Annotated in this window: 22 protein-coding genes; 11 read left to right on the forward strand and 11 right to left on the reverse strand. The window is 65.0% G+C overall.

Going from position 1 to position 23,394, the window contains the following annotated elements:
- Positions 1–72 precede the first annotated feature (72 nt).
- Positions 73–1,356 (reverse strand): UDP-N-acetylglucosamine 1-carboxyvinyltransferase, encoded by a 1,284-nt coding sequence (gene murA / locus V2I30_RS12625; protein ID WP_330662529.1) that lies wholly within the window; start codon positions 1,354–1,356, stop codon positions 73–75.
- A 114-nt stretch (positions 1,357–1,470) separates the two neighbouring features.
- Here murA and galU point away from each other — a divergent pair, with 114 nt between their 5' ends.
- The gene (galU, locus tag V2I30_RS12630; protein WP_330662530.1) at positions 1,471–2,349 is read left to right on the forward strand and encodes a UTP--glucose-1-phosphate uridylyltransferase GalU; all 879 of its coding nucleotides are present in this window, start codon (positions 1,471–1,473) and stop codon (positions 2,347–2,349) included.
- 281 nt (positions 2,350–2,630) lie between these two features.
- Here galU and V2I30_RS12635 read toward each other — a convergent pair whose 3' ends face one another.
- Positions 2,631–2,933: a hypothetical protein gene (locus V2I30_RS12635; RefSeq protein WP_330662531.1), complete on the reverse strand. Its 303-nt coding sequence runs from the start codon at positions 2,931–2,933 to the stop codon at positions 2,631–2,633.
- A 123-nt stretch (positions 2,934–3,056) separates the two neighbouring features.
- Between V2I30_RS12635 and V2I30_RS12640 the strand changes: the two genes are divergently transcribed.
- Together V2I30_RS12640 and V2I30_RS12645 are read left to right on the forward strand one after the other, a co-directional pair.
- On the forward strand, positions 3,057–3,680 hold the full coding sequence (locus V2I30_RS12640; RefSeq protein ID WP_330662532.1) for a type I restriction endonuclease: 624 nt from the start codon (positions 3,057–3,059) through the stop codon (positions 3,678–3,680).
- Between the two features lie 15 nt (positions 3,681–3,695).
- Positions 3,696–4,121, forward strand: coding sequence for a hypothetical protein (locus V2I30_RS12645; protein WP_330662533.1), 426 nt, complete (start codon positions 3,696–3,698; stop codon positions 4,119–4,121).
- A gap of 489 nt (positions 4,122–4,610) precedes the next feature.
- On the opposite strand, the gene V2I30_RS12650 is transcribed toward V2I30_RS12645, so the two are convergent.
- The 6 genes from V2I30_RS12650 to glnE all read right to left on the reverse strand — a co-directional run bounded on the left by V2I30_RS12650 (position 4,611) and on the right by glnE (position 12,592).
- On the reverse strand, positions 4,611–5,903 hold the full coding sequence (locus V2I30_RS12650) for a cytochrome P450 (protein ID WP_330662534.1): 1,293 nt from the start codon (positions 5,901–5,903) through the stop codon (positions 4,611–4,613).
- Positions 5,903–7,444 (reverse strand): acyl-CoA synthetase, encoded by a 1,542-nt coding sequence (locus V2I30_RS12655; RefSeq protein WP_442896936.1) that lies wholly within the window; start codon positions 7,442–7,444, stop codon positions 5,903–5,905. The genes V2I30_RS12650 and V2I30_RS12655 overlap by 1 nt, the downstream gene beginning before the upstream one ends.
- A 261-nt stretch (positions 7,445–7,705) precedes the next feature.
- Positions 7,706–8,443, reverse strand: coding sequence for a M23 family metallopeptidase (locus V2I30_RS12660; protein ID WP_330662535.1), 738 nt, complete (start codon positions 8,441–8,443; stop codon positions 7,706–7,708).
- Between the two features lie 159 nt (positions 8,444–8,602).
- Positions 8,603–9,394, reverse strand: a complete 792-nt coding sequence (locus tag V2I30_RS12665; protein WP_330662536.1) for a ferritin-like domain-containing protein — start codon at positions 9,392–9,394, stop codon at positions 8,603–8,605.
- A gap of 6 nt (positions 9,395–9,400) precedes the next feature.
- A complete protein-coding gene (locus V2I30_RS12670; protein WP_330662537.1) occupies positions 9,401–9,874 on the reverse strand; it encodes a peroxiredoxin in 474 nt (157 codons plus the stop codon).
- A 3-nt stretch (positions 9,875–9,877) separates the two neighbouring features.
- On the reverse strand, positions 9,878–12,592 hold the full coding sequence (gene glnE, locus V2I30_RS12675) for a bifunctional [glutamate--ammonia ligase]-adenylyl-L-tyrosine phosphorylase/[glutamate--ammonia-ligase] adenylyltransferase (protein ID WP_330662538.1): 2,715 nt from the start codon (positions 12,590–12,592) through the stop codon (positions 9,878–9,880).
- A gap of 123 nt (positions 12,593–12,715) precedes the next feature.
- Here glnE and V2I30_RS12680 point away from each other — a divergent pair, with 123 nt between their 5' ends.
- The 3 genes from V2I30_RS12680 to V2I30_RS12690 are packed head-to-tail and all read left to right on the forward strand — an operon-like array spanning position 12,716 to position 15,583.
- Positions 12,716–14,410 (forward strand): M28 family metallopeptidase, encoded by a 1,695-nt coding sequence (locus V2I30_RS12680; RefSeq protein ID WP_330662539.1) that lies wholly within the window; start codon positions 12,716–12,718, stop codon positions 14,408–14,410.
- 16 nt (positions 14,411–14,426) lie between these two features.
- Positions 14,427–15,404, forward strand: a complete 978-nt coding sequence (locus V2I30_RS12685) for an agmatine deiminase family protein (protein WP_330662540.1) — start codon at positions 14,427–14,429, stop codon at positions 15,402–15,404.
- 44 nt (positions 15,405–15,448) lie between these two features.
- Positions 15,449–15,583 (forward strand): hypothetical protein, encoded by a 135-nt coding sequence (locus V2I30_RS12690; RefSeq protein WP_330662541.1) that lies wholly within the window; start codon positions 15,449–15,451, stop codon positions 15,581–15,583.
- Positions 15,584–15,596: 13 nt separating this feature from the next.
- On the opposite strand, the gene thrS is transcribed toward V2I30_RS12690, so the two are convergent.
- Positions 15,597–17,627, reverse strand: coding sequence for a threonine--tRNA ligase (gene thrS, locus V2I30_RS12695; RefSeq protein ID WP_330662542.1), 2,031 nt, complete (start codon positions 17,625–17,627; stop codon positions 15,597–15,599).
- Between the two features lie 368 nt (positions 17,628–17,995).
- Here thrS and V2I30_RS12700 point away from each other — a divergent pair, with 368 nt between their 5' ends.
- Both V2I30_RS12700 and V2I30_RS12705 read left to right on the forward strand, forming a co-directional pair.
- Positions 17,996–18,376, forward strand: coding sequence for a hypothetical protein (locus V2I30_RS12700; RefSeq protein WP_330662543.1), 381 nt, complete (start codon positions 17,996–17,998; stop codon positions 18,374–18,376).
- On the forward strand, positions 18,373–18,579 hold the full coding sequence (locus V2I30_RS12705) for a helix-turn-helix transcriptional regulator (protein WP_330662544.1): 207 nt from the start codon (positions 18,373–18,375) through the stop codon (positions 18,577–18,579). The genes V2I30_RS12700 and V2I30_RS12705 overlap by 4 nt, the downstream gene beginning before the upstream one ends.
- A 67-nt stretch (positions 18,580–18,646) precedes the next feature.
- Here V2I30_RS12705 and V2I30_RS12710 read toward each other — a convergent pair whose 3' ends face one another.
- A complete protein-coding gene (locus V2I30_RS12710; RefSeq protein ID WP_330662545.1) occupies positions 18,647–18,895 on the reverse strand; it encodes a hypothetical protein in 249 nt (82 codons plus the stop codon).
- A gap of 53 nt (positions 18,896–18,948) precedes the next feature.
- Positions 18,949–20,610, reverse strand: a complete 1,662-nt coding sequence (locus V2I30_RS12715) for an alkaline phosphatase D family protein (protein ID WP_330662546.1) — start codon at positions 20,608–20,610, stop codon at positions 18,949–18,951.
- Positions 20,611–20,715: 105 nt separating this feature from the next.
- Here V2I30_RS12715 and V2I30_RS12720 point away from each other — a divergent pair, with 105 nt between their 5' ends.
- From V2I30_RS12720 to V2I30_RS12730, 3 genes are read left to right on the forward strand one after another with little or no spacing between them, the layout of a single operon-like run.
- Complete coding sequence (locus tag V2I30_RS12720; RefSeq protein WP_330662547.1) at positions 20,716–21,459, forward strand: alpha/beta fold hydrolase; 744 nt, start codon at positions 20,716–20,718, stop codon at positions 21,457–21,459.
- 24 nt (positions 21,460–21,483) lie between these two features.
- Positions 21,484–22,377 carry a tetratricopeptide repeat protein gene (locus tag V2I30_RS12725; RefSeq protein WP_330662548.1) on the forward strand — a complete coding sequence of 298 codons (894 nt, stop codon included), beginning with the start codon at positions 21,484–21,486 and terminating at the stop codon, positions 22,375–22,377.
- Positions 22,374–23,366: an LLM class flavin-dependent oxidoreductase gene (locus V2I30_RS12730; RefSeq protein ID WP_330662549.1), complete on the forward strand. Its 993-nt coding sequence runs from the start codon at positions 22,374–22,376 to the stop codon at positions 23,364–23,366. The genes V2I30_RS12725 and V2I30_RS12730 overlap by 4 nt, the downstream gene beginning before the upstream one ends.
- The last annotated feature ends 28 nt before the right edge of the window (positions 23,367–23,394 follow it).

A 23,394-nucleotide genomic window follows, 5' to 3' on the forward strand; every position in this document is an offset into this window, starting at 1 on the left:
CCGACGCGCGAAGGGGGCGCGTGGTTCCCAGCCTGATATTTATTCCCATCGGGCGAAGAGGGTGCGCGCGCCCTAGTCGTCGCCGACCCGTTCGATATCCGCGCCGACCAGCTGCAGCTTCTCCTCCAGCCGCTCGTAGCCGCGATCGAGGTGATAGATCCGGCGCACCTGCGTTTCACCCTTCGCCGCCAGCGCGGCAATAATGAGGCTCATCGAAGCGCGCAGATCGGTCGCCATCACTTCCGCGCCGTTTAGCTCGGCCGGACCTTTCACGATCGCGGTGCGCCCCTCGGTCGAAATGTCCGCGCCCATGCGGGTGAGTTCGGGGACGTGCATGAACCGGTTTTCGAAGATCGTCTCGGTCAGCACGCTGGTCCCCTCGGCCTTGGTGAGCAGGCTCATCAGCTGGGCCTGCATGTCGGTGGCGAGGCCGGGGAACGGCGCGGTGGTGAGATCGACGGGCTTGAGATGACCGTTGGCGGCGATGTGGACGCCCTTCTTTTCCTCCTCGACCTCGAGCCCGATCGCGCGCATCGCCGCCAATGAGGCCACCATGTCGCCCGCCCGCGCGCCTTCGAGCAGGACGTTGCCGCCGGTGATCGCCGCGGCGCAGGCATAGGAGCCCGCCTCGATCCGGTCGGGCATCACGCGGTAGGTCGCCCCGTGCAGGCGGGTGACGCCGTGGATGGTGAGGTCGGAGGTGCCGATCCCCTCGATCTCCGCGCCCATTGCGCTGAGCAGATTGCACAGATCGACGATTTCGGGCTCGCGCGCCACGCCGGTCAGCCGGCTGGTGCCCGTGGCGAGCACCGCGGCCATGACCGCATTCTCAGTCGCGCCGACCGACACCACCGGAAAATCATAGTCGCCGCCGGGCAGCCCCCCGTCCGGCGCCTTCGCGGTGACATAGCCCTGCGTGAGCTCGATCTCGGCGCCCATCGCCTCCAGCGCCTTCAGATGCAGATCGATCGGACGGTTCCCGATCGCGCAGCCGCCGGGCATGGAGACCTTGGCCTCGCCCATCCGCGCCAGCATCGGGCCGAGCACCAGGATCGAGGCGCGCATCTTGCGCACCAGATCGTAGGGCGCGATCGTCGAGGTGATGCGCGAGGCTTCGAAGGTCACCACCCGGCCGAATTCCTCCGGCCGCTTGCCGTGAATCTCGGTCGAGACGCCGAATTGCGTCATCAGATGCTGGAACCCGTCGATATCGGCCAGCCGCGGCAGATTGCGCAGGGTCAGCGGCTCGTCGGTCAGCAGCGCGCAGGGGATGAGCGTCAGGGCGGCGTTCTTCGCGCCCGAGATCGGGATCGTGCCCGAGAGGCGCTTGCCGCCGCGAATGATGAGTTTGTCCATGGCCCACCGCCTTAGCCAAAAGGCGCGCGCGCGCAATATGCGCGGCCCCGTTGACGTGGGCGAATGCAGGCGGCACGGCCCCTACCCATCCGACCACAGCCAGCGAGCCCGCACATGAGCAATCAGCCGATCCGCAAAGCCGTCTTCCCCGTCGCCGGGCTCGGCACCCGCTTCCTGCCCGCGACCAAGGCGGTGCCCAAGGAGCTGCTGCCGATCGTCGACCGCCCGCTCATCCAATATGCGGTGGACGAGGCGCGCGAGGCGGGGATCGAGGAAATGATCTTCGTCACCGGCCGCGGCAAGACCGCGATCGTCGAACATTTCGACATCGCCTACGAGCTCGAAGACACGATGCGCGCGCGCGGCAAGGATATGGCCGTGCTGGACCCCACCCGTGCCAAGCCCGGCACCATCCTTACCGTGCGCCAGCAGGAACCGCTGGGCCTCGGCCACGCGATCTGGTGCGCGCGCGCGGTGGTCGGCGACGAACCCTTCGCGATCTTCCTGCCCGACGAGCTGATGGTGGGCGCAAAAGGCGGGAGCGGCTGCATGAAGCAGATGGTCGATGCCTATGAGAAGGTCGGCGGCAACCTCATCAGCGTGCTCGAAGTGCCGCGCGAGGAGGTCTCGAGCTACGGCGTGATCGACCCGGGCGCACAGGACGGCGCGCTTACCGCGGTGAAGGGCCTGGTCGAAAAGCCCGCGCAACAAGAAGCGCCGTCCAACAAGATCGTCTCGGGCCGCTACATCCTCCAGCCCGAAGTCATGCGCATCCTCGAAGACCAGGAAGCCGGCGCCGGCGGCGAAATCCAGCTGACCGACGCGATGGCCAAGATGATCGGCACCCAGCCCTTCCACGCCGTAACCTTCGAAGGCAACCGCTACGATTGCGGCAGCAAACTGGGCTTCGTGGAAGCGACGCTGGCGCTCGCGCTGGAACGCGAGGATATGGGGGCGGAGGTGCGCAAGGTGGCGGAAAGGTTGCTGGGTTAGGGCGCGGACAAACACCACCGCTCGCCCTGAGCTTGTCGAAGGGCGGGCTCGAGCGTAGCCGAGAGCGGGTGCAGCGTTCTCGGCAAGCTCGAACGGGTGCTTCGACAGGCTCAGCACGAACGGATTTCCTTACACCATTCGTCACCCCGGACTTGCCTGCCCTCGCGAAGGCGGGGGATCCGGGGTCCAGCTTACTATGGCGCTGCAAGAAAGAAGCCTAACCCCGGATCAAGTCCGGGGTGACGCGGAAATAGGCGGGCGCCTGGGGCGCAATCAGTGGTTCAAAGCAGCTTGCCCTGTTGGTCGGGTTTCTGGCTGCGCTGAGCTTTCTTGTAGGGGCTGACGATCCACGGCAGATCGGGGCGCTTGTCCCGGAAAATTTCCGCAAGCGTCAGGATTTGCAGGCGCGGATGTTTGCGCCCGGTCACGTCGCTTTCGAACAGGCCGACCTTGGCCGCTTCCTGTGCCATCGGCTTGGTCGGCATCGCCTTGGTGATGAAGACCGCCGCCTGCGCTTTCTCGCGCTCCATGGTGGAATGCAGATCGCGGATCATGCCGACGTAGACATTGTCGCCGCATCTCATGGAAAGTGTACACCATTCGAGCCGATGCTCGTCGGGGCGGACGAACTGTTATCGGAAAGGTAAGTGCTTGCCTCTTTAATCCGGCTAGGTAATTTAGCCCAAAGTGATTTTGAGGGGGCGCAAATGGAACTTGAATCTGAACTTGCTGAGCTTACGAAGACCATTCGGGACCATCGAGAAGTGTTGCTGACCGAAGAGGCGGCAAAAAATGCTCTGGTGATGCCCTTCATTCAAGCTCTTGGATACAACGTATTCAATCCCGGTGAAGTGATCCCTGAGTTCACAGCGGACGTAGGCACCAAAAAGGGTGAAAAGGTCGATTATGCAGTCTGCACCGATGGGAAAATATCCTTCCTGATCGAATGCAAGCCTGCCAGTTCCGAACTTTCGGTCAATCACGCTTCGCAACTCTTTCGCTATTTCACAGTAACCGATGCGAGAATCGCCGTGTTGACTAACGGCGTTATCTTCAAGTTCTTCTCCGACCTCGACACACCCAACAAGATGGATGAACGTCCATTCTTCACCCTTGATCTCGAAAACGTAAAGAAGTCGGACCTTCGCACGCTGTCCAACTTCATCAAGGGAACCTTCGACATCGAACGGGTAGTCGCAGAAGCGGGAAACCTTAAGATGCAGACGTTGGTCGCGAAGGAGCTTGACCGGGAATTCGCCGAGCCGTCCGACGAATTCGTGCGGCTGATCGCAGGCCGGGTTCATGGGGGCCGCGTCACTGCCGCGATCTGAGAAACCTTCGGAAGCTTGATCGTCGCTTCGGTCAACGCCCTTATCCGGGAGAAGGTCAACGAGCGCCTTACTTCCGCTTTGCGCGCTTCCAATCCGTCTGACGGCGAGGAGGTCGCCCCAACCATGCTAAAAGATGACGGGATTGAAACCACTCAAACGGAAATTGACGGCTTCAATATCATTCGCGCAATAGGATCTCGCTTGGTCGATCCAAGCCGCATCGTGATGCGGGATGCCAAGTCTTACTGTGCCGTCCTGCTCGATGACAACAACCGCAAGACCATCGCCCGGATGCATTTCAACAGCGATACAGCCCGCCATCTCGGCACATTTGTCGACAAGGAGGAAACACGGCATCCGGTGGAAGGACCGGTGGACCTATACAAATTCGAAGAGGACATCATCGACCGGATCGAGGAGTTGAATGACGGGTCGAGATAAGTAAGATCGACGCTCTCATTCTCGATATGCTCGGCCAGCACATGCAGATTGTCGCCGTAATAGAGTGTGTTGGTCACGTTGTGTCTCCCGCTGCCGAACGGTTTGGCGCTCAGGAGACTTCGGGGCAAGCTGCATGGGATCTTGCGTTCGGCTTACACACATAATGGCTGCTGACCCGAGAGGATCGATTTTCCTACATCGCCCGGTGCAGCTATTCTCGGTCCCGGCTCTTTGTCAGTCTGAATCCCCGCACGCCCCGCGCTTTCGCCCGCAACGAAGGTCACACTCGGCATTCGCCAAGGTCACACTCCGAAACGCTCCACGGTTACACTCTGCTTTCCCCCAAGTGACACAATGCGACTTACGGTGACACTCCACGCGCTACAGTGACGCTTTTTGTGCCTAAAGTGACACTTCGGGCGTTTTTGCCCCTGGACCGTGTTCCACCTGTTCCACTCTGTAGGATCGGCGGCGCGGCTCGGGGGCTTGTTACGCCGCCTTCACGCGCAGCGGCAGCGTCTTCAGGCCGCCGACGAAGGTGCTGCTGGAACGCTTGGCTTCGCCTGCGAGCTCGACGCTGTCGATCCGGTCGAGCAGGGCCTCGAACAGGATGCGCATCTCGAGGCGGGCGAGGTGCAGGCCGAGGCACTGGTGTGCGCCCGCTCCAAACGCCAGATGGCGGTTGGGCGAGCGAGCGGCGTCGAAGCGGCGGGGCTCGTCGAACTGCGCGGGGTCGTGATTGGCGGCGATGTAGCTCATCATCAGCCAGTCGCCCTTCGCGATGGCCTGGCCGCCAACCTCGGTGTCCTCGGCCGCGGTGCGCATGAAGTGCTGAACCGGCGTGGTCCAGCGGATCGCCTCCTCGACGATGCCGGGGAGGAGCGAGCGGTCCACCTTCGCTCGCGCGAACTGCGCGGGGTCTTGCGCAAGGGCGAGCATGGCGCCCGCCGTGCTGGCGCTCGTCGTGTCATGACCCGCGGCGGCGAGGATCATGTAGTAGCCCATCATGTCGCGGTCGTTCAGAGGCTCGCCGTCGATGACGGCATTGGCGATGGTGCTGGCGACATCGTCCGTAGGATGCGCGCGCTTCTCGGCGGTGAGGGCGGCGAAGTACTCCTCGAACCCCTTGACCGAGGCCGCGACGATCTGCGTCACCTGCTCGGGCGTCATCGCCTTCATGCCGGCCAGGTCTTCGTCCGAACCGCCGAACATCTGCTGCGTGAGGAACAGCATGCGCTCCTCATCCTCCTCTGGCACGCCAAGGATCTGCATCACGATGTGCAAGGGATAGGGCGCGGAGACGGTCTTGACGAAGTCGACCTCGGGTCCCGCGTCAAACAGGCGATCGACTGCCTTGTGGGCGATCCCGCACATCTCGTCTTCGAGGCTGCGCAGGTTCCCCGGCATGAACCAGCTCTGCGTCAGCTTGCGGTAGATCATATGGATCGGCGCATCGAAGGTGACGAGGCTGGCAACGAGGTGCTCGCTACCGCCGGTCATCGACTTGGCGAACTCGATCCCCTCGGTCAGTGCAAAGACGACGGTGCGCGGGTTGTTGAGGAAGGTGGCGTTGTCCTTCGACATGCGCATGACGTCGTCATAGCGGCTGACGAGCCAGAAGGGCGGATGGTCGGGCTCGCCCGCATCGACCCAGGCGACCGGGGCCTCGGACCGGATGGTGTCGAGCAGGTCGAGCGCGCCGTCCCACTGTGCATAGGTCGCCGGATCGATGAGCGCTTGCACGCGCGCCTGATCGAGGCGATGGGCTTCCCGCGTAGCCATCACGCGGTCTCCGATTGCCGGGCATACTCGTCGCGCAGCTCGCGCTTGTACAGCTTGCCATTGGCCTCGCGCGGCAGGTCGGGGCGGAAGTCGAACAGCTTGGGCATCTTCACGCGGCTTAGGCTGGGCGCGAGGAAATCGCGCAGCTCTTCCTCGAGCGCCTCACCCGCTTCGTCCATGTCAAGCGGCTGCACGACCGCGACCACCTTCTCGCCCAGATCGGGGTCGGGCGCGCCGATGACGGCGGCGTCCATGACCTTGTCGTGCGTGACGAGCAGGTTCTCGATCTCCTGCGGGTAGATGTTGACCCCGCCGGAGATGATCATGTGGCTCTTGCGATCGGTGAGGTAGAGGTAGCCGTCCTCGTCCACGTGACCGATATCGCCGAGCGTCATCCAGCCCTTGCGATGCATCGCATCGGCGGTCTTGTCGGGATCGTTGTGATAAGTCGGGAGCAGCGCGTTCTCGAAGAAGATCAGTCCATCCTCGCCCGCGGCAACCTCCTCCCCATCGGGGCCGCAAATGTGGAGCGTGCCGTAGATTGCGGGGCCGACGCTGCCGGGATGGCTGAGCCACTCGGGGCTCTTGACCAGCGTCATGCCGATGCCTTCGGAGCCGGCATAGTACTCGTTGATGATCGGGCCCCACCACTCGATCATTTCGCGCTTGATCGGCACCGGGCACGGCGCGGCGGCGTGCAGGGCGCGCTGGTGGCTGGAGAGGTCGTACTTGGTGCGGATTTCGGGATCGAGCTTGAGGAAGCGCACGAAATGGGTCGGCACCCACTGGCTGTCGGTGACCCCGTATCGCTCGATCGCGGCGAGCGCGGCTTCGGGTTCGAACTTCTCCATCACCACGACAGTGCCGCCGAGGCGGTGAACCGTGGTCGCCCAGCCGATCGGGGCGGCGTGGTAGAGCGGGGCGGGGGAGAGATAGACCATCGAGCCGTCGGTCGGCATCCCTGCGCCCATGATCGCCAGGCCCATCAGCGGGTTCGGCGCCTGAACGTCCGGGTCCTCAGGCGGAGCGGGACGGATGCCTTTGGGCCTTCCGGTGGTCCCCGAAGAATAGAGCATGACGATGCCGGCGCTCTGATCGGCGATCGGCTCCGCAGGATGCTTGGCCAAGGCCGAGGCGAAATCCTCCTCGCCGTCCGCATCCATCACCAGCACGTCGGCCTCGGGGCATTGCTCGCGCACCCCCTCAATTACTTCGTCGAAGGCGGTGGAGGTGATGATGAGACGGCTTTCGGAATCGCGCAGGATATAGGCGATCTCGGGCGCGGTCAGGCGCGAGGAAATCGGCACCAGCATCGTGCCCGATCGCTGCGACCCCCAGACGAGGGTGAAGAACTCCATCCGGTTTTCGAGCAGCACCGCGAACCCATCGCCTTCGCCAAACCCACGTGCCCGCAGCAGCTGAGCGAAGCGATCGGCCTCCTCGTCCATCTCGCGAAAGCTCATACGCGCCCCGCTTCCCGCCATAATGACAGCGGGATGATCGGGCCGATTGGCCGCATGGGTGATGGGGTGCATGCTCATAGGTCTCTCCCGGGCCGCCCACCTTGTGGCAGGCATGCGCTGTTCCTCTCGCTACGGGAACGTAACGTCGCCACGCCGGCACTCAACCTCTTTCGCACACGGCGTCCGGCTCAGGCGGCCGGTGAGAGCCCGGCGCCCGCCTCCAAAACGAAAATGCCTCGAACAACGAAAAAGGCGGCGGGATGAACCCGCCGCCCGATTTCGGACACCCTCTCCTTGCGTCCGGCCCGCCTCCAGGCGGACAAATCCTGTCCGGGAGGCTTACTGCCCGCCCGCGCCGACGCGCCGGCGCCCGGGGATCATATCGCTTTGCGTTTCGGCGAGGCGGGTCTGCGCCTCGGTTTCCTGCATGTAGGGGATCGGGTTCACCGCAACGCCATCGACGCGCACTTCGTAATGAAGGTGCGGACCGGTCGAACGGCCGGTCGAGCCGACATAGCCGATGACATCGCCCTTCCTGACGGTGTCGCCCGCCGCGACTGCGAGGCGCGAAAGGTGCGCGTAGCGCGTTTCGAGATCGGCCCCGTGATCGATGCTGATATAAAGGCCGTAGCTGGAGAACCAGTCGGCACGCCCGACCAGCCCGTCCGCCGTGGCGTAGACCGGCGTACCGGTGGGCGCGGCAAGGTCGATCCCCTTATGCGCGCGGCGCTTGCGCAGAACCGGATGGGTGCGCATGCCGTAAGAACTGGAAATCCGTCCGGTGTTGAGCGGCATCCGCGAAGGCACCGAAACGGTCGGCTGTTCGAAGATGCTCGCCGGAACGCCGGGCTGCGGCGTCTTCACCGAATCGAGCGACGACCAACTGGCGAACAATTCGCGAAACCGGCCATCGCCATTCGCCAGGGTCTCGTCCTCGGCAACGCGAACCGGCTCGGTCACATCGGCGGCGGCGCTGGCGGAAGAATTGGCAAAGGCCGGCGTGGCGGCGACCAGCAGCGGTGCGCAGCCGATGGCGGCGGCGACTTTGATGAAAGTGCGCGTCGAAAGGGTGATCATGCGGACCCGGTCCTCACTGGCGGAAATCCGCCATTTGTGTTGTTATTGCACGCTTTTGTGTTCTGTCCTCGGAACCTTCGGCGCCGGGTAAGCGTTGCAACGTACAGGATTGGGCCCCGATGTGCCCGTGACGTGGGGGTCAGTTATCGGGTCGAAAACTTAATTCGCAATGTCTGCGTAAAACTCGCGCGACAGACCGGCAGCAAGACGCGCCGAGTCGTTGAATGGCGGCTTTATGGCTCCGCGAAAATGCGCGCGAGCCAGGTTTTTCCATGCAGATTCGGGCTGAATACCCTTTGATACCGCCCAAGCGAGGAAATGCTTGGTGCCAATCGCCACGTGGCGAATCTCATCGTCAAGAATTCGTGCGAGAATTTTTCCGCCCTGTTCGTCACCCGCCGCGCGGACCCGTTCGAGCGTTGCCGGAGTAACGTCGAGCCCGCGCGCTTCGAGCACCATCGGCACTACCGCCAGCCGCGCGCCGACATTGCCGCTCGTTTCGTGCGCCGCCTGCAACAGCCCGCCATGCGCTGGCAGCGCTCCGTATTGGCTGCCGAGAACATCGAGCTTACGGGCGAGCAGCGCGAAATGCATCGCCTCATCGGCGGCGACGCTGAGAAAATCAGAGACGAAGTCCTTACCCATCTCTCCGCCGAACCGGCCGGCCATGTCGAGCGCGAGGTCGATCGCGACGAATTTGATATGCGCGAGAGAATGCCACAGCGCGATCCGACCGCGGTCGGATCCGAACTTGCCGCGTTTGGGCATCCGGGCGGGCGCTAGGAGCTCGGGCCGGGGCGGGCGCGCGGGCTCGTCGGGCATCGCCACGTCGAACACGAAGGCGAGCTCCCCGCGGCGCCACTGCCGCGCGACCTTGCGAGTGGCCATGCATTTGCTGCGCGGATCGCCTTCGAGCAGAGCGGCGCGGATCGCCGCGGCCACGCTTTCCATCGCCCGCTATAGCGCCTTCGCCGCTTCGAGCACGTCCTCGGCGTGTCCTTTGACCTTCACCTTGTTCCAGACCTGCGCGATCTTTCCCTTTTCATCGATGAGATAGGTCGTGCGGACCATGCCCATATAGGTCTTCCCGTACATCTGTTTCTCGGTCCAGATGCCGAGCGCATCGGACAGGCCGTCTTCCTGCGGGTCGGTGGCGAGCGGGGTCTTCAGATCGTGCTTGGCGATGAAGTTCTGGTGCTTCTTCGCCGAATCCTTGCTGACGCCGAGCAGTTCGACGCCCGCCTTTTCGAATTCGGGCTTCAATGCGGTGAAATCCTTCGCCTCGGTGGTGCAGCCGGGCGTGTTGTCCTTGGGATAGAAGAACACGACGAGCTTCCGGCCACGAAAATCGGAGGGTTTGACGCTGCCCCCCTCAGGCGTTTCCATGGCGATATCGGGCATTTGGTCGCCGGCGGCAGGCAGGTCGCTCATCGTTTATGTCTCCAGGGAAAGGCCGAAAGTGGCGGACCATTGCCTTGCCACGAGCGCCCGGGCCGCGTCCAGATCGCGCACGAGATCGGCATAGGTCGCACGCTCGCAAGCGCGCGCCAGCGTCAGCGCGGCGGCGGGCGGAGGGCGTCCGGCATCCGGCGCGAGTAGGCGCGATGCCACCAGCGTATCGGTCATCAGATCGTAGGCAGACCATAGTGTCGCTTCGACCAGCCCCTTCGCGGCGAGCGCGGGAATGGCACAGGCGAAATCCTCCGCCAGCACCGCGTCCTCGCCGTCGGCCAGCGCATGCCCCTCGCGCAGCTGAAGATAGTGGACGAGGAATTCGACATCGACCAGCCCGCCGCGCAGCAGCTTTACATCGAGGGGCCCACGCGGCGGCTTGTGCCGCGCCATCTCCTCGCGCATCGCCAGCACGTCGCGGCGCAGCGCCGCTTCGTCGCGATCCATACAGCGCACCTCGCGAATGATGCGATGCACCCGGGCACGCGCCGCGTTCGAACCGACCAGTGCCCGCGCGCGGCCCAGCGCCATGTGCTCCCAGGTCCAGGCCGCCTCGCGCTGATATTTGGCGAAAGCGTCGAGCGAAACCGAGAGCGGACCCTGCTTACCCTGAGGTCGCAGCCGCGTATCGATCTCGTAAAGCGCCCCTTGCGCGGTGGGCACCGAAAGCGCGGAACTGATCCGGCTGGCGAGACGGTTGTAATAGAGCGTTGCGCCAAGCGGCCGCTCGCCGTCCGATTGACGTTCGAACCCGCCGGTGAACAGGTAGATAAGATCGAGGTCCGAGGCGTGGGACAAAGCCCCGCCGCCCAGCCGCCCCAGCCCGACGACAAGCAGTTCGCTGCCCTCGATTCGGCCATGTATCGCCGCGAATTCGCGCGCGGCGGCGTCGTGCGCGACGGCGATGGCCGCCTCGGCGGTGTCCGACAGGGCGGCGGCGAGCTGCGAGGGCTTGGCCCGCGCAGTGACCAGCGCCACGCCGAGCCGGAAGCGTGCTTCGTTCACAACGTGGCGGATACAATCGAGCTTTGATTCGTAATCGCCGCGTTCGGGCCCGGTGCGCATTGCCGCGATCAACCGCTCGCGAAAGCCATCGAAGGCGATCTCCTCGTCCTCGATCAGGACGTCCACCGTCTCCGGCCGGCGCGCGAGTTCGTCGGCGAGCGTTTTCGACAAAGTCAGCGCGTCGACCAGCCGTTCGAGCAGTTCGGGTTCGGCGACCAGCAGGCGGAACAGCGGAACCGCCGAGGGTACCTTTTCGATGATGCCCTCCCACCGCGCGATCGCCCGCACCGGGTCGTCGCTTGCGGCAACGGCTTCGAGCAGGGGAGGCAGGAGGCGGTCGAACGCCTCAAGCGCCTGGGGCGAGCGAATCGAGGGATAGCGGCCATCGCGCCAGCGCCCGATCCGTTCGGCGAGTGCCGCCGGTTTGGCGAAACCGAGGCCACGAAGCCAGCGCGCGCGCTCGTCGAGGGGCGGAGGCGCGGGAGGCGCAGCGGGGGCCTGGCCGATCAGCGCATCGTAGATCGCGCCCGTGCGCCCGGTCAAAGCCTGCAACTCCGCGATCAGCGCCGCGCCGTCGGAAAGCCCGTCGAGCCGCGCGACCCGATCGAGCGCTGCCCCGGCGGGCAGCACATGCGTCTGATGGTCGTTCACCATTTGCAGCCGGTGCTCGATCACCCGCAGCCGATCGTAGCGCTCGCCCAGCACGCGTGCTTCCTCCGCCTCGATCCGTCCTGCCGCCGCCAGTGCGTCGAGCGCCGCGCGCGTGCCGCGCACTCTGAGCGAACGGTCGCGCCCGCCATGGATTAGCTGGTGGGTCTGCGCGAAGAACTCGATTTCGCGGATCCCGCCGCGGCCGCGCTTGACGTCGAAGCCGGGGCCGGGCGAAGCGGGACCTTCGCTGCTGTCGCGTATGCGCTGGGTAAGCGCGCGGATTTCCACTACCGCGCCGAAATCGAGCGCCTGTCGCCATACGAAGGGCGCGATTTCGGTGAGGAAGGCCTGCCCCGCCGCCCGGTCCCCCGCCGCCGCGCGCGCACGAATGAAGGCGGCGCGTTCCCAGGCCAGCGCTCCGCCCTGATAATGGGTCAGAGCAAAAGCGCGGGGCACGGCTAGCGGGCTAATCTCGCTTTGTGGGCGCAGACGCAGATCAACCCGCAGGACGTAGCCCTCGCCCGTCAGATCGGAGAGGCATTTGACGATCCGCTTGGCATAACGCTGCGCCACCACGCCCGGCTCGTCGCTCTCGCGCCGCGCCAGGCGTTCGGGATCGTAGAGCAGGATCGGATCGATATCGGAGGAATAGTTGAGCTCGCCCGCCCCCTGTTTGCCGAGCGCCAAGGCGATAAAGCCGTCGGCGCGATCTTCGCCGGTGCGCTCGCGGATAGCGGCACGAATCGCCGTATCGAGTGCGTGATCGGCGAACGCACTGAGCTCGCGCATTACCCTGTCGAGCGAGAACGCTCCGGCAAGGTCGCCGATCGCAAGGGTCGTTGCGAGCGCAAGGCGATGCCGCCTGAGGCCGATATCGACATCGTCGCATTCCCCGCGCGCCGCTGCCCAGGCGAGCGCCTCCTCCGCTTCCCCCCGCGCCAGAAGGTCGGCGAGCTCTTCTTGCCGGCTGAGCGCGCGCGCCAGAAACGGGGCATTGGCGCGGGCGCGATCAAGGGCGTCGGTCCAGTCGATAGAGGTCATGGCCGCGCCTCCTTGGCCGCGTGCCGGCCCGCCTGCAAGCGGCGCAGGGCGCGCTTGCGATGCGCGCGGCGCTCTGCGAAAGAAACGCGGCAATTGCGTGATTGGCAGATAAGGGGTTTCGCGATGTTCACACGGGGTCTGGCGCTCGCCGTCACCATTCTATTCATGACGGCATGCGACGGGGTCGTACCGGGAGGCATGTCGGAGCCTTCGCTCGACATTCCCGAGGTCGAGGATGGCGATATCAGCCAGGCAACCATGGTCGACATCACCCGCGAACTCTCGACCGACGAATTCGAAGGCCGCATGCCGGGCACGAAGGGCGAGGAATTGACCGTCGCGCTCCTAAGCGAACGGTTCGAGGCCGCTGGGCTTCAGCCGGGCAATGGCGATAGCTGGGTGCAGGAAGTCCCGCTGATCGAGATCACGGGCACCAATTTCGCCCCGCTCACCATCACCAATGGCGATACCGATCTCGTCTACGATTATGGCAGCGAATGGGTTGGCGTGACCTATCAGGAAGAAGAACGCACCCAGCTTGCGAACAGCGAGATAGTCTTCGTCGGCTACGGCATCAACGCGCCCGAGCGTGGGTGGAACGATTATGAAGGCGTCGATGTGGCGGGAAAGACCGTCATCATTCTCGTCAACGATCCCGATTTCGAGACCGAGGGGCTGGAAGGCACCTTCAACGGACGCGCCATGACTTATTACGGGCGCTGGACCTACAAATACGAAGAGGCCGCAAGGCAAGGTGCGGCCGCCGCGCTGATCGTGCACGATACCCAGCCGGCGAGCTATGGCTGGAACGTGGTCGAAAGCTCGTGGTCGGGCCCGCAGGCCTATGCCGCGCGCGGCGATAATCCGCCGCCGCTCACCACGATGAATGGCTGGGTCCAGAAAGAGGTCGCGCGCGAAATCCTCGCCGCCGCCGGACAGAATCTCGACGAGCTGACCGCCGCTGCAAAAACGGAAGACTTTGCTGCGGTCGAGCTGGGCATGACCGCCTCGACCAGCTTCGAGAACACCTTTCGCACCTTCACATCGCAAAACGTGATTGGCATCCTTCCCGGCACCGAGGCGCCGGAGGAATACGTCATCCACACCGCGCACTGGGACCATCTCGGGCGCTGCACGCCCGCACCCGATGGCGACGACATCTGCAACGGCGCGGTCGACAATGCGACGGGGTCCGCCGCGCTCGTCGCGCTCGCGGAAGCGCATGTGAAGGCGGGCGCGCCGCGGCGCAGCCTCGTGTTCCTCGCGGTGACCGCGGAGGAATCCGGACTGCTCGGCGCCTATTACTATGCCGCAAACCCGATCTACCCGCTCGACCAGACCGTCGGCGGGATCAACATGGACGCCTTCCTTGTCGCCGGACCATCGCAGGACGTGACGGTCGTGGGTCCGGGCAAGTCGCAGTTGGATCAATTCCTGGATGCCGCCCTCGAAGCCGATGGCCGCACGCCCACGCCAAACCCGAACCCGGAAGCGGGCTATTACTACCGCTCCGACCACTTCGCCTTCGCCAAGGAAGGCGTGCCGATGCTCTACGTCGATGGCGGGGAAGACCTCGTCGAGGGCGGGCGCGAAGCAGGCGCGGCGCTGGCCGCGGAATACCGCGAGAACCGCTATCACGGGCCAAAGGACGAGTTCGACGAGAATTGGGACTGGTCGGGCGTGATGCAGGACCTCCAGCTGTTCTACCGGATGGGCCGGATGCTCGCGGAAAGCACGAGCTGGCCCAACTGGAACGAGGGCGACGAGTTCCGCCGGACGCGCGACGAAGCCTGCGCCAGTGCGGAAAGCGGATGCTGATCTGGCAGGCCGACCCATGTCTGTGCTGATGCCGCCCGAATGGGCGCCGCAGGACTGGCTGTGGATCGGCTTTCCGCATTTGGCAGAGGAGTGGCCGGGCTGGCTGGAACCCGCGCAGGAGCAGATCGCCGCATTCGCCAATGCGGTCGCGGATAGCGGGCAGGAGGTCCGCCTGCTGGTCCGCGACGATGCCAACGAAGCGCGCGCCCGCTCGCTGGTGAGCGAGGCGGTGACGCTCGAACGCCGCGCCTATGGCGACATCTGGCTGCGCGATACGGGGCCGCTGGTCGTGTTCGGAGAGGACGGCCGCGAGGCGCGCCGCTTTGCGTTCAACGGCTGGGGTGAGAAGTACCGGATGCCGGGCGACTTAACCATCGGGGCAGAGCTCGCGCGCGATGCTGGGCTCGAGGTCGAGAGTTCGTCGATGATCCTCGAAGGAGGCGCGGTGGACGGCGATGGCACCGGGCTGGTCGCGACGACCGAGCAATGCCTCCTCAACCCCAACCGCAACCCGGCCATGACGCGCGACGCGATCGAGTCCGAGCTTTCTGTAACGTTAGGTTTCGACCGGGTGCTGTGGCTAGGCGATGGGCTCATAAACGATCACACCGACGGCCATGTCGACAACCTCGCGCGCTTCGTCGGCCCGAACCGGCTGGTCGTCCCGGAAGCGACCGGGGATGACGATCCCAACGCCGAAATCTACGCCGATGCCGCGCGGCGGGCGGAAGGGTTCGGGGTCGAGTTGGTCCGCATACCTTCACCCGGGCGGATCACGCGCGATGGCGAGATCGAACCGGCGAGCTACGTGAACTTCGCAATCACCAGCAACCTTGTCGTCGTCCCCACCTTCGGATCGCCCCATGACGAAGCGGGCGTCGAGGCGATCGCGGCGCGCTTCCCCGACCGCAAAACCATCGGCCTTCGCGCAGAGGCGGTGCTTGCAGGCGGGGGCGGCTTCCATTGCGCGAGCCAACAGATGCCGAGCGCCTGAAGACCTTAACCCCGCGTTAGGATTTGCAGCGGACAATAGGGCATATGAGCAAAGCCATCGCCCTTTCGCGCAGCACCTACGCCGTGATCGATGAACACAGCATCGAAGCGCTCCGCAGCGTCATCGTGCTCGCCTGCGGAGCGGCGCTGATTTTTGCAGGCGCACCGCTGCCGCTCTGACCCCTTTCGCGCTTTAACCGCGCAGATCGGGCGGTGTCGCGCCTTCCTTCAGCATCACGATCGCCTCATCGAGGCTCATCACGCGCTGCTTTTTCTCGCCAAGAGTGCGCACCGCGACCGTGCCTTCCTCGGCTTCGCGTTTGCCCACTACGAGCAAGTGCGGGACCTTCGCGAGCGAGTGTTCGCGCACCTTGTAATTGATCTTCTCGTTGCGCAGATCTGACGCGACGCGGATGCCTGCCGCCTCGAGCTTTGCCACCGCTTCCTTCGCGTAACCATCCGCGTCCGAGACGATGGTCGCGACCAAGGCCTGCGTCGGGGCGAGCCATACCGGCAAGCGCCCGGCATAATGTTCGATCAGGATGCCGATAAACCGCTCGTACGAGCCGAAGATCGCGCGGTGGAGCATGACGGGGCGGTGCTTCTCGCCGTCCTCGCCCACATAAATCGCATCGAGCCGTTCGGGCAGCACGCGGTCGCCCTGGATTGTGCCGACCTGCCAGGTGCGCCCGATCGCGTCTGTGAGGTGCCATTCGAGCTTGGGCGCGTAGAAAGCGCCTTCGCCGGGAAGCTCCTCCCAGCCATACTCCTCATTGTCCATGCCCGCTTCGGCCACGGCATCGCGCAATTCCTGCTCGGCCTTGTCCCAGTCGGCATCCGAGCCCAGGCGCTTTTCCGGGCGCAGGGCGAGCTTGATCGCGAAGGTGAAGCCGAAATCCTCGTAAACCTCGGCAGCGAGCGCGCAGAAACGGCGCACTTCCTCGACCACCTGGTCTTCGGTGCAGAAGATGTGCGCATCGTCCTGCGTGAACTGGCGCACGCGCATCAGGCCGTGGAGCGCGCCGTGCGGCTCGTTGCGGTGGCAGCAGCCCATTTCGCCCAGCCGGATCGGCAGGTCGCGATAGGAGGTGATGCCCTGCTTGAAGACCAGCACGTGCGCCGGACAGTTCATCGGCTTGATCGCCATCCAATCGGCGTCGTCCGCAACCTTTGGCGCGGCGCCCGCTTCGCCGTCTTCGTCCACTTCGGGCACCATATCGGGCACCGCGAACATGTTCTCGGCATATTTGCCCCAGTGACCCGATGCGGTCCATTGGCGCACATCCATGAGCTGCGGCGTCTTGATCTCGCGGTAGCCCCCGCCATCCATCTTGCGGCGCATATAGGCTTCGAGCTCGCGCCAGATGCGATAGCCCTTGGGATGCCAGAAGACGCTGCCATGCGCCTCTTCCTGGAGGTGGAAGAGGTCCATCTCGCGCCCCAGCTTGCGGTGATCGCGCTTGGCGGCTTCCTCCAGCCGCATGAGGTGCTGGTTTAGCTGCTTCTTATTGAGCCAGCCGGTGCCGTAGATGCGCGTGAGCTGCGCGTTCTTCTGGTCGCCGCGCCAATAGGCTCCGGCAACGCGCATCAGCTTGAAGGCCTGCGGATCGAGCTTGCCGGTCGAGGCAAGATGTGGGCCGCGACACATGTCGAGCCAGGAGTCTTTATCTCCGGGTCGGCCCGACCAGTATACCGTCAATTCCTCATCTTCGGGCAGTTCCTTGGCCCATTCAGCCTTGAACGCCTCGCCTTCGCTCTCCCACTTCTCGATCAGCTGCTCGCGCGTCCAGACCTCACGCACGAGAGGTTTGTCCGCCTTGATGATTTCGCGCATCTTTTCCTCGATCGCGGGGAGATCGTCCATGGAGAACGGCTCGCGCGAGGCGGGCGCCATGACGTCGTAGTAGAAGCCGTCATCGGTCGCCGGACCGAAGGTGATCTGCGTGCCGGGGTAAAGTGCCTGCACCGCCTCGGCGAGGACATGGGCGTAGTCGTGGCGCGCGAGTTCGAGCGCGTCTTCCTCGTCCTTCGCCGTGATCAGCGCGAGCTGAGCATCGCCGTCGAAAGGCCGGTTCAGATCGCGCACCTCGCCATCGACGCGCGCGGCCAGCGCCGCCTTGGCAAGGCCAGGCCCGATCGCTGCGGCCACATCCGCCGGGGTCGAGCCCGCATCCATCTCGCGCACCGATCCATCGGGCAGGCTGATCTTGAGAAGTTCGGTCATGGTCGGCTTCGTCTCTTCCACGCATCGGGTTCGGCGCGCGCCTTAGGACAAGAGGGCGCATGCCGGAAGGGCGGTGTGGGAATGTCGATCCGATTTCGGGAGGACACCGCGCCGCCCGAAACCGGGCGGCGCTGCGATGCTGAGCTTAACCCAACCGCAAACGCCCCCGGTCGCCCGAGGTCGTGGTGGTTGTGGTCGTAGTCAGCATGCGTGCCATGAGCCGCGGATAGCGATTTGTCGCGAACCTGTCATCCGCTGGTTTGGGGGTCTCAGGAAAAGGAAAGTTCTCGCGCCAATATGGAAAGCGTCATTGACATCCTGCTATCGCTGGGTAAAGCTCGCTTTACATTAGAGCAAAGGAGCTTTCCATGCCGATGCCGAAATACATGCGCGCTTACACGATCCGAATCGTCGCTTTCATCACCGCTTACATGATTGTCCTGTTTGCCGGCCTCACCTACGCCCGGGCGAGCGATCCGGCCCCGATCGCATTGGTAATTCTCGCGTTGGCGACCGCATTGCCCATCGTCGGGATGTTCTTTCGACTATTGGTCGAATGCGACGACGAATATCAGCGCCAACTGTTCGTGAAGCAAGTGCTGCTGGCCACTGGCGCGATGCTGGCGATCGTCACGGTGTGGCAGTTTCTCGAAGTTTACGACGTCGTTCCCGCAGGCCCGCAATGGATCGGCGTCCTGTGGCTGGCCATGCTGGGGCTTGCGGCGCCTATCGTGCGGTGGCGCGCGTGAAAAACCGCCTCAAGGTGCTGCGCGCGATGCGCGACTGGTCGCAGCAGGATTTGGCCGATCGGCTCGGGGTCAGTCGGCAGAGCGTCAATGCGATCGAGAAGGGCCGCTACGATCCCTCGCTGCCCCTCGCCTTTCGGATCGCGGAGGTGTTCGGGCTCGCGATCGAGGAAATATTCAGCCGCGACGACGCCGGTCCGCGCTAAAAAAAGGGGGCCGACAGACGATGCTGCCGACCCCGTCAGTCTTCCAGGTGTATCCCCAACGCTCAGGTTACGTCACGGGCTGAGGAACGCTTGCCACCGGCGCGGTGTCGCGCGCGGGTTTGGGCATTTCATTGTCGGCGAGCATCTTCTTGACCAGATACCCCCCGGCTCCCAGCGCGAGCATTCCGGGGATGCTCAGCCGGCCGAGGATAAAGGGAATGGCCGCGCCGACCATGGCACCGGTCGTGCCGTCCATGCCGCGCGCCTTTTTCGCGATTCCGCCGCCGATTGCGGCTCCGATAATCTTACCGAGCATTGGTATCTCCTTTGCTCGGTTCAACACGCGAAGGGCGCGCTTGGTTCCAAGGGTCAGACCGCGAATTTTCGTGCGCCGGCAGGGACTTCGACGCGGTGTATCGCGGCAAGCCGGGCCGAACGCTGGCGCACATTCCCGGTGAAGCGATATTCGCTCGCCGCTTTCTTAGGCGTCAGTTCGATCATCATGTAGCCGCGCTGCGAGGTGTCGGCCCATTGCAGCTCGGGATTGGCATCGACCACCAGCCGCGCCATCCGGTCTGGCGCCATCATCGACAGATAGCCTTCGAAGCCAGGCGAGCTGACCGAGGCGGTGCCGAATTCGACGCCGACCCGCGCGCCCTCATGTCCCAGATCGAAGACCCAAGCATTATGCGTGTCACCGGCCAGCACGACGAGATCGGCATCGGCCGCGAGCGCCCCTTCGAACAGGCGCGAGCGGGCGGCAGGGTAGCCGTCCCAGGCATCCATATTGAGCGGCAGTTCGGCGCGACTCGCAAGGCCGGCCGCCATCATCCGGGAGCGGATGAAATCGGGAACGCCGTCGCCAAGCTCCTCGGCCAGGCCGGGGGGCGAGGAGAGCTTACCAATCAGCACCTGCTGCGCCAGCACCTGCCACGTCCTGCCGCTTGCCCGCGACGCGGCCAATCCGTCGAGCAGCCAACGCTCCTGCGCCTGCCCTAGGAGCTGGCGACCGGGCTGCGCATAATCGCCGTCGCGAAACGCGGTAAGCGCGGCCATCATCGCGTCCGGATCGCTTTGCCCGGCCAGCACGGTCTCGAAACTGAATTGCTGCTCGCGCCCCTCCAACCGGGTGTCGAGCCGGAACAGCGTGGCGAGATCGCCGATATCGTAGGCGGCATAGGGTTCGTCCGAAACCGGCATCCATTCGCGATAGACCTGTTTCGCGATCGCCTTGCGCACCTCCCACGAACCTTCGGTTTCAGGCTGATGGTTCTGCGCGCCGTCCTTCCAGCTGTCGTTGGTGCTCTCGTGATCGTCCCACACGGCGACCATCGGCAGGACCTGATGCAGTCGCTGGAGGTCGGGATCGGCCCGGTAGGTGGCGTAACGCAGGCGATAATCGGCGAGCGCGACGATCTCCTTCCCCGGCAACGCAATGCGGTCGGGATGGCGCTGGCTTTCGCTGGGATAGGTGTCGGAGCCGTATTCGTAGATATAGTCGCCCAGATGCACCGCGAGATCGACATCGTTGGCCTCGGCAGCATGCGCATAGGCATTGAAATAGCCGAAGCCGAAATTGGAGCAGGAAAACACCGCCATGCGAAAGCGCGATGTCGGCCCCTGCGGCAGGGTGCGAGTGCGACCGGCGGGCGACATGGCGCCGCCGGGCGCGACGAAGCGGTAAAAATACCAGCGGTTCGGCGATAGGCCATCGGCAATCGCCTTGGCGCAAAAATCGCGATCCGGCGAAGCAGTGGTCTGCCCTTCGCCGACGATCCGCGCAAAACCATCGTCCTCGGCGACCTGCCATTCGAGTATCGTCGGCCCATCGGCGACGAAGCGCGTCCACAGCAGCACGCTGTCCGCCTGCGGCTCGCCGCTCGCGACATTATGCGTGAAGCCGCTGCCGAAACCGCGCGCTGCCGCGGGCGCTGCGGCGAGCGCGGCACTGCTGCCGACAAGTGCGAAGATCCCGCGCCGGGTAAGGCCCGGAGCGCGGGGGGGCTGGGGGAGAGTGTCCGTCTTGATCATGGCGACTGCCTAGGTCGCACGCATTGCCGCTGCATGACAATTCGGCTCGCAAAACGCGCGAAGTCTTGCCGAAGGCCGGTCATGCAAGCCAGAAGGGGCCACCACATGCACGATATCAAGCATCTCGACATCGCCGCGGGCACGCCTGAGGCGCGCCGCATCGCCTATCGCCATATCATCGGTAACGGCCCGACGCTGGTCTTCCTGCCCGGCTACATGTCCGACATGGCCGGTTCGAAGGCCGAGGCGCTGCTCGGCGCGGCGCGCGAGGCGGGGCGGCCCTGCCTGCTGCTCGATTATTCGGGTTGCGGAAAGAGCGAGGGCGATTTCGCCGAAGGGACGCTGTCGCGTTGGCGCGACGAGGTGCTGGCGCTGATCGAGGAGCGGGTGCGCGGCGAGGTGTTGCTGGTCGGCTCGTCGATGGGCGGCTGGCTGATGCTGCTGGTGGCACGAGGACTGGGCGATCGGCTCGCCGGAATGATCGGCATCGCCGCGGCGCCCGATTTCACCCGCTGGGCCTATGACGAGGCTCAGCGCGCGGCTCTCGCCGGGGGCGAAGTGATTTACGAATACAACCCCTATGGCCCCGAGCCCACGCCCACCCACCCCGGCTTCTTCGCTGACGCCGAGCGGCAGCTGCAACTGGACGACGTGATCCCCATCGACGCCCGCACCCATCTTCTCCACGGCCAGCGCGACGAGGAGGTGCCATGGAAGACAAGCCTGCGGCTGGCAGAGGCGCTGCGTTCGGAGAGCATACAGGTGACGCTGGTTAAGGACGGCGACCACCGCCTGTCGCGCGAGCAGGACATCGCCTTGCTGCAAAGCGTGGTGCACGGCTTCTACTGATATCAGGACAATTCCGGCCCGGACATGCTGCTTACCGCCACTCTTCTCGCCGCCGCACTTCAGGTCGGCCCCAATCCCACCGCGACCGATACGCTCGGCCCGCCCGACGAATTACTCAACCGCCCTCCGCGCGAGGACGAGGCGGCGGCGCTTTCCGACAACCCCCAAAGCGCTTGGCTCGCGTCATGCCTCGCGCTGCTTCCGGACGAGGCTGCCCGTGCGCACAGCCTGGCGCAATTGCGGCGCAACGAGACGAGCGCAGAGCAGCGCGTGCTCGCCAATCACTGCCTCGGCCTTGCTGCAACGCAGCTCGAACTTTGGGACGATGCCGTCGCGGCCTTCATCGCGGCGCGCGATGGAAGCGGCGAGGGAGATACGCGGGTGCGGGCGCGGTTCGGCGCAATGGCCGGCAACGCCGCGTTCGCCGCGGGCGATGTCGCGCAGGCCCGTGCCTTCTTGTCACAGGCCAAGGCCGATGCGCGCGCCGCCGCTTCGGCCCCGCTTCGCGCGATCGCCGCGACCGATCTGGCCCGGGTGCTCGTCAGCATGGACGAGCCCGACGCGGCACTCGCCGAACTCGACGAAGCGCTCGAACTGCAGCCCGAGAATGCTGACACCTGGCTGTTGAAGGCGACGCTGCTGCGTCGGATGGAGCGACTCGGCGAAGCGCAGGCGGCGATTGAACAGGCGAGCACGCATGCCCCGCGCGCGCCGGCCATCGGGCTCGAGGCGGGCGTTATCGCAGTGCTGACCGGGCGCGAAGACGCGGCGCGCGAAAGCTGGCAGTCGCTTATTGACCTGGCCCCCGAGAGCCCCGCGGCGCTCGCGGCGCAAGATTATCTCGCGCAGCTCGGCCCGCCCCCAATCGCACCGGCCCCTGCCACATCGGCTCAGCCACAAGTCGAGGCACCGCTATGACCGCCTTTTCAGTGCTCGATCTCGTCCCCGTGCGCGAAGGGGAGGGGGTGCGCGAGGCGCTCGCCGCCACCACTCAGCTTGCGCGCGAAGCGGAGGCGCTGGGTTGCAAGCGGTTTTGGGTCGCCGAGCACCATGCGATGGAGGGCATTGCGGGCGGTGCGACCTCGGTCGTGCTCGCGCATATCGGCAACGCGACGCAGCATATCCGCATCGGCTCGGGCGGGATCATGCTCCCAAACCACACGCCGTTCCAGATCGCCGAACAATTCGGGACTTTGGATGCGCTGTTCCCCGGACGGATCGATCTGGGGCTTGGCAGGGCACCGGGGGCGGGGCCCGAATTGCAGCGCGCGCTCCGCAAGGATCTGGCCGCCGCTTCGCAATATTTCCCGCAGGACGTGGTGGAACTGCGCGCGCTTCTGACCGGCGATGTCGAACTGCCCATCGCCGCGACCCCGGGCCTCGGCGCGAAGGTCGAACTATGGATGCTCGGCTCGAGCCTGTTCGGCGCGCAGCTCGCCGCGCGGCTCGGTCTGCCCTACGCCTTCGCCGCCCATTTCGCGCCCGATCATCTCGACGAGGCGCTCGCGCTCTACCGCCGCGACTTCCAGCCCTCCGACGCACTCGCAAAACCGCATGTGATGGTCGCGATGAACGTCTTCGCCGCCGATAGCGCGGAAGACGCGCGCCTGATCGCGTCGAGCCAGCAACAAAGCTTCGTCGCGCTTCGCACCGGGACGCCGGGCAGATTGCCGCCGCCGATCACCGATTACACGCAGTCCCTGCCCGCTCCGGCGCGGGCCATGCTCGATCATCTCGGGCAGGCCGCGGCGGTGGGTACGCCGGGGGACGTGCGCGACGCCATCGAGGGTTTCGTGGCGCGCACGGGAGCTGACGAGATCATCTTGTGCGGCGCAACATTCGATCCGGGCGCGCGGCTGCGCTCGCTCGAATTGACGCTCGATGCGTTCAGCGTGCCGGCCGGCTAGGGGCGAGCGCGGGGCCGCGCTGCGCTTG

The sequence above is a fragment of the Erythrobacter sp. genome (genome assembly GCF_036351135.1).
Lineage (GTDB): Bacteria > Pseudomonadota > Alphaproteobacteria > Sphingomonadales > Sphingomonadaceae > Erythrobacter.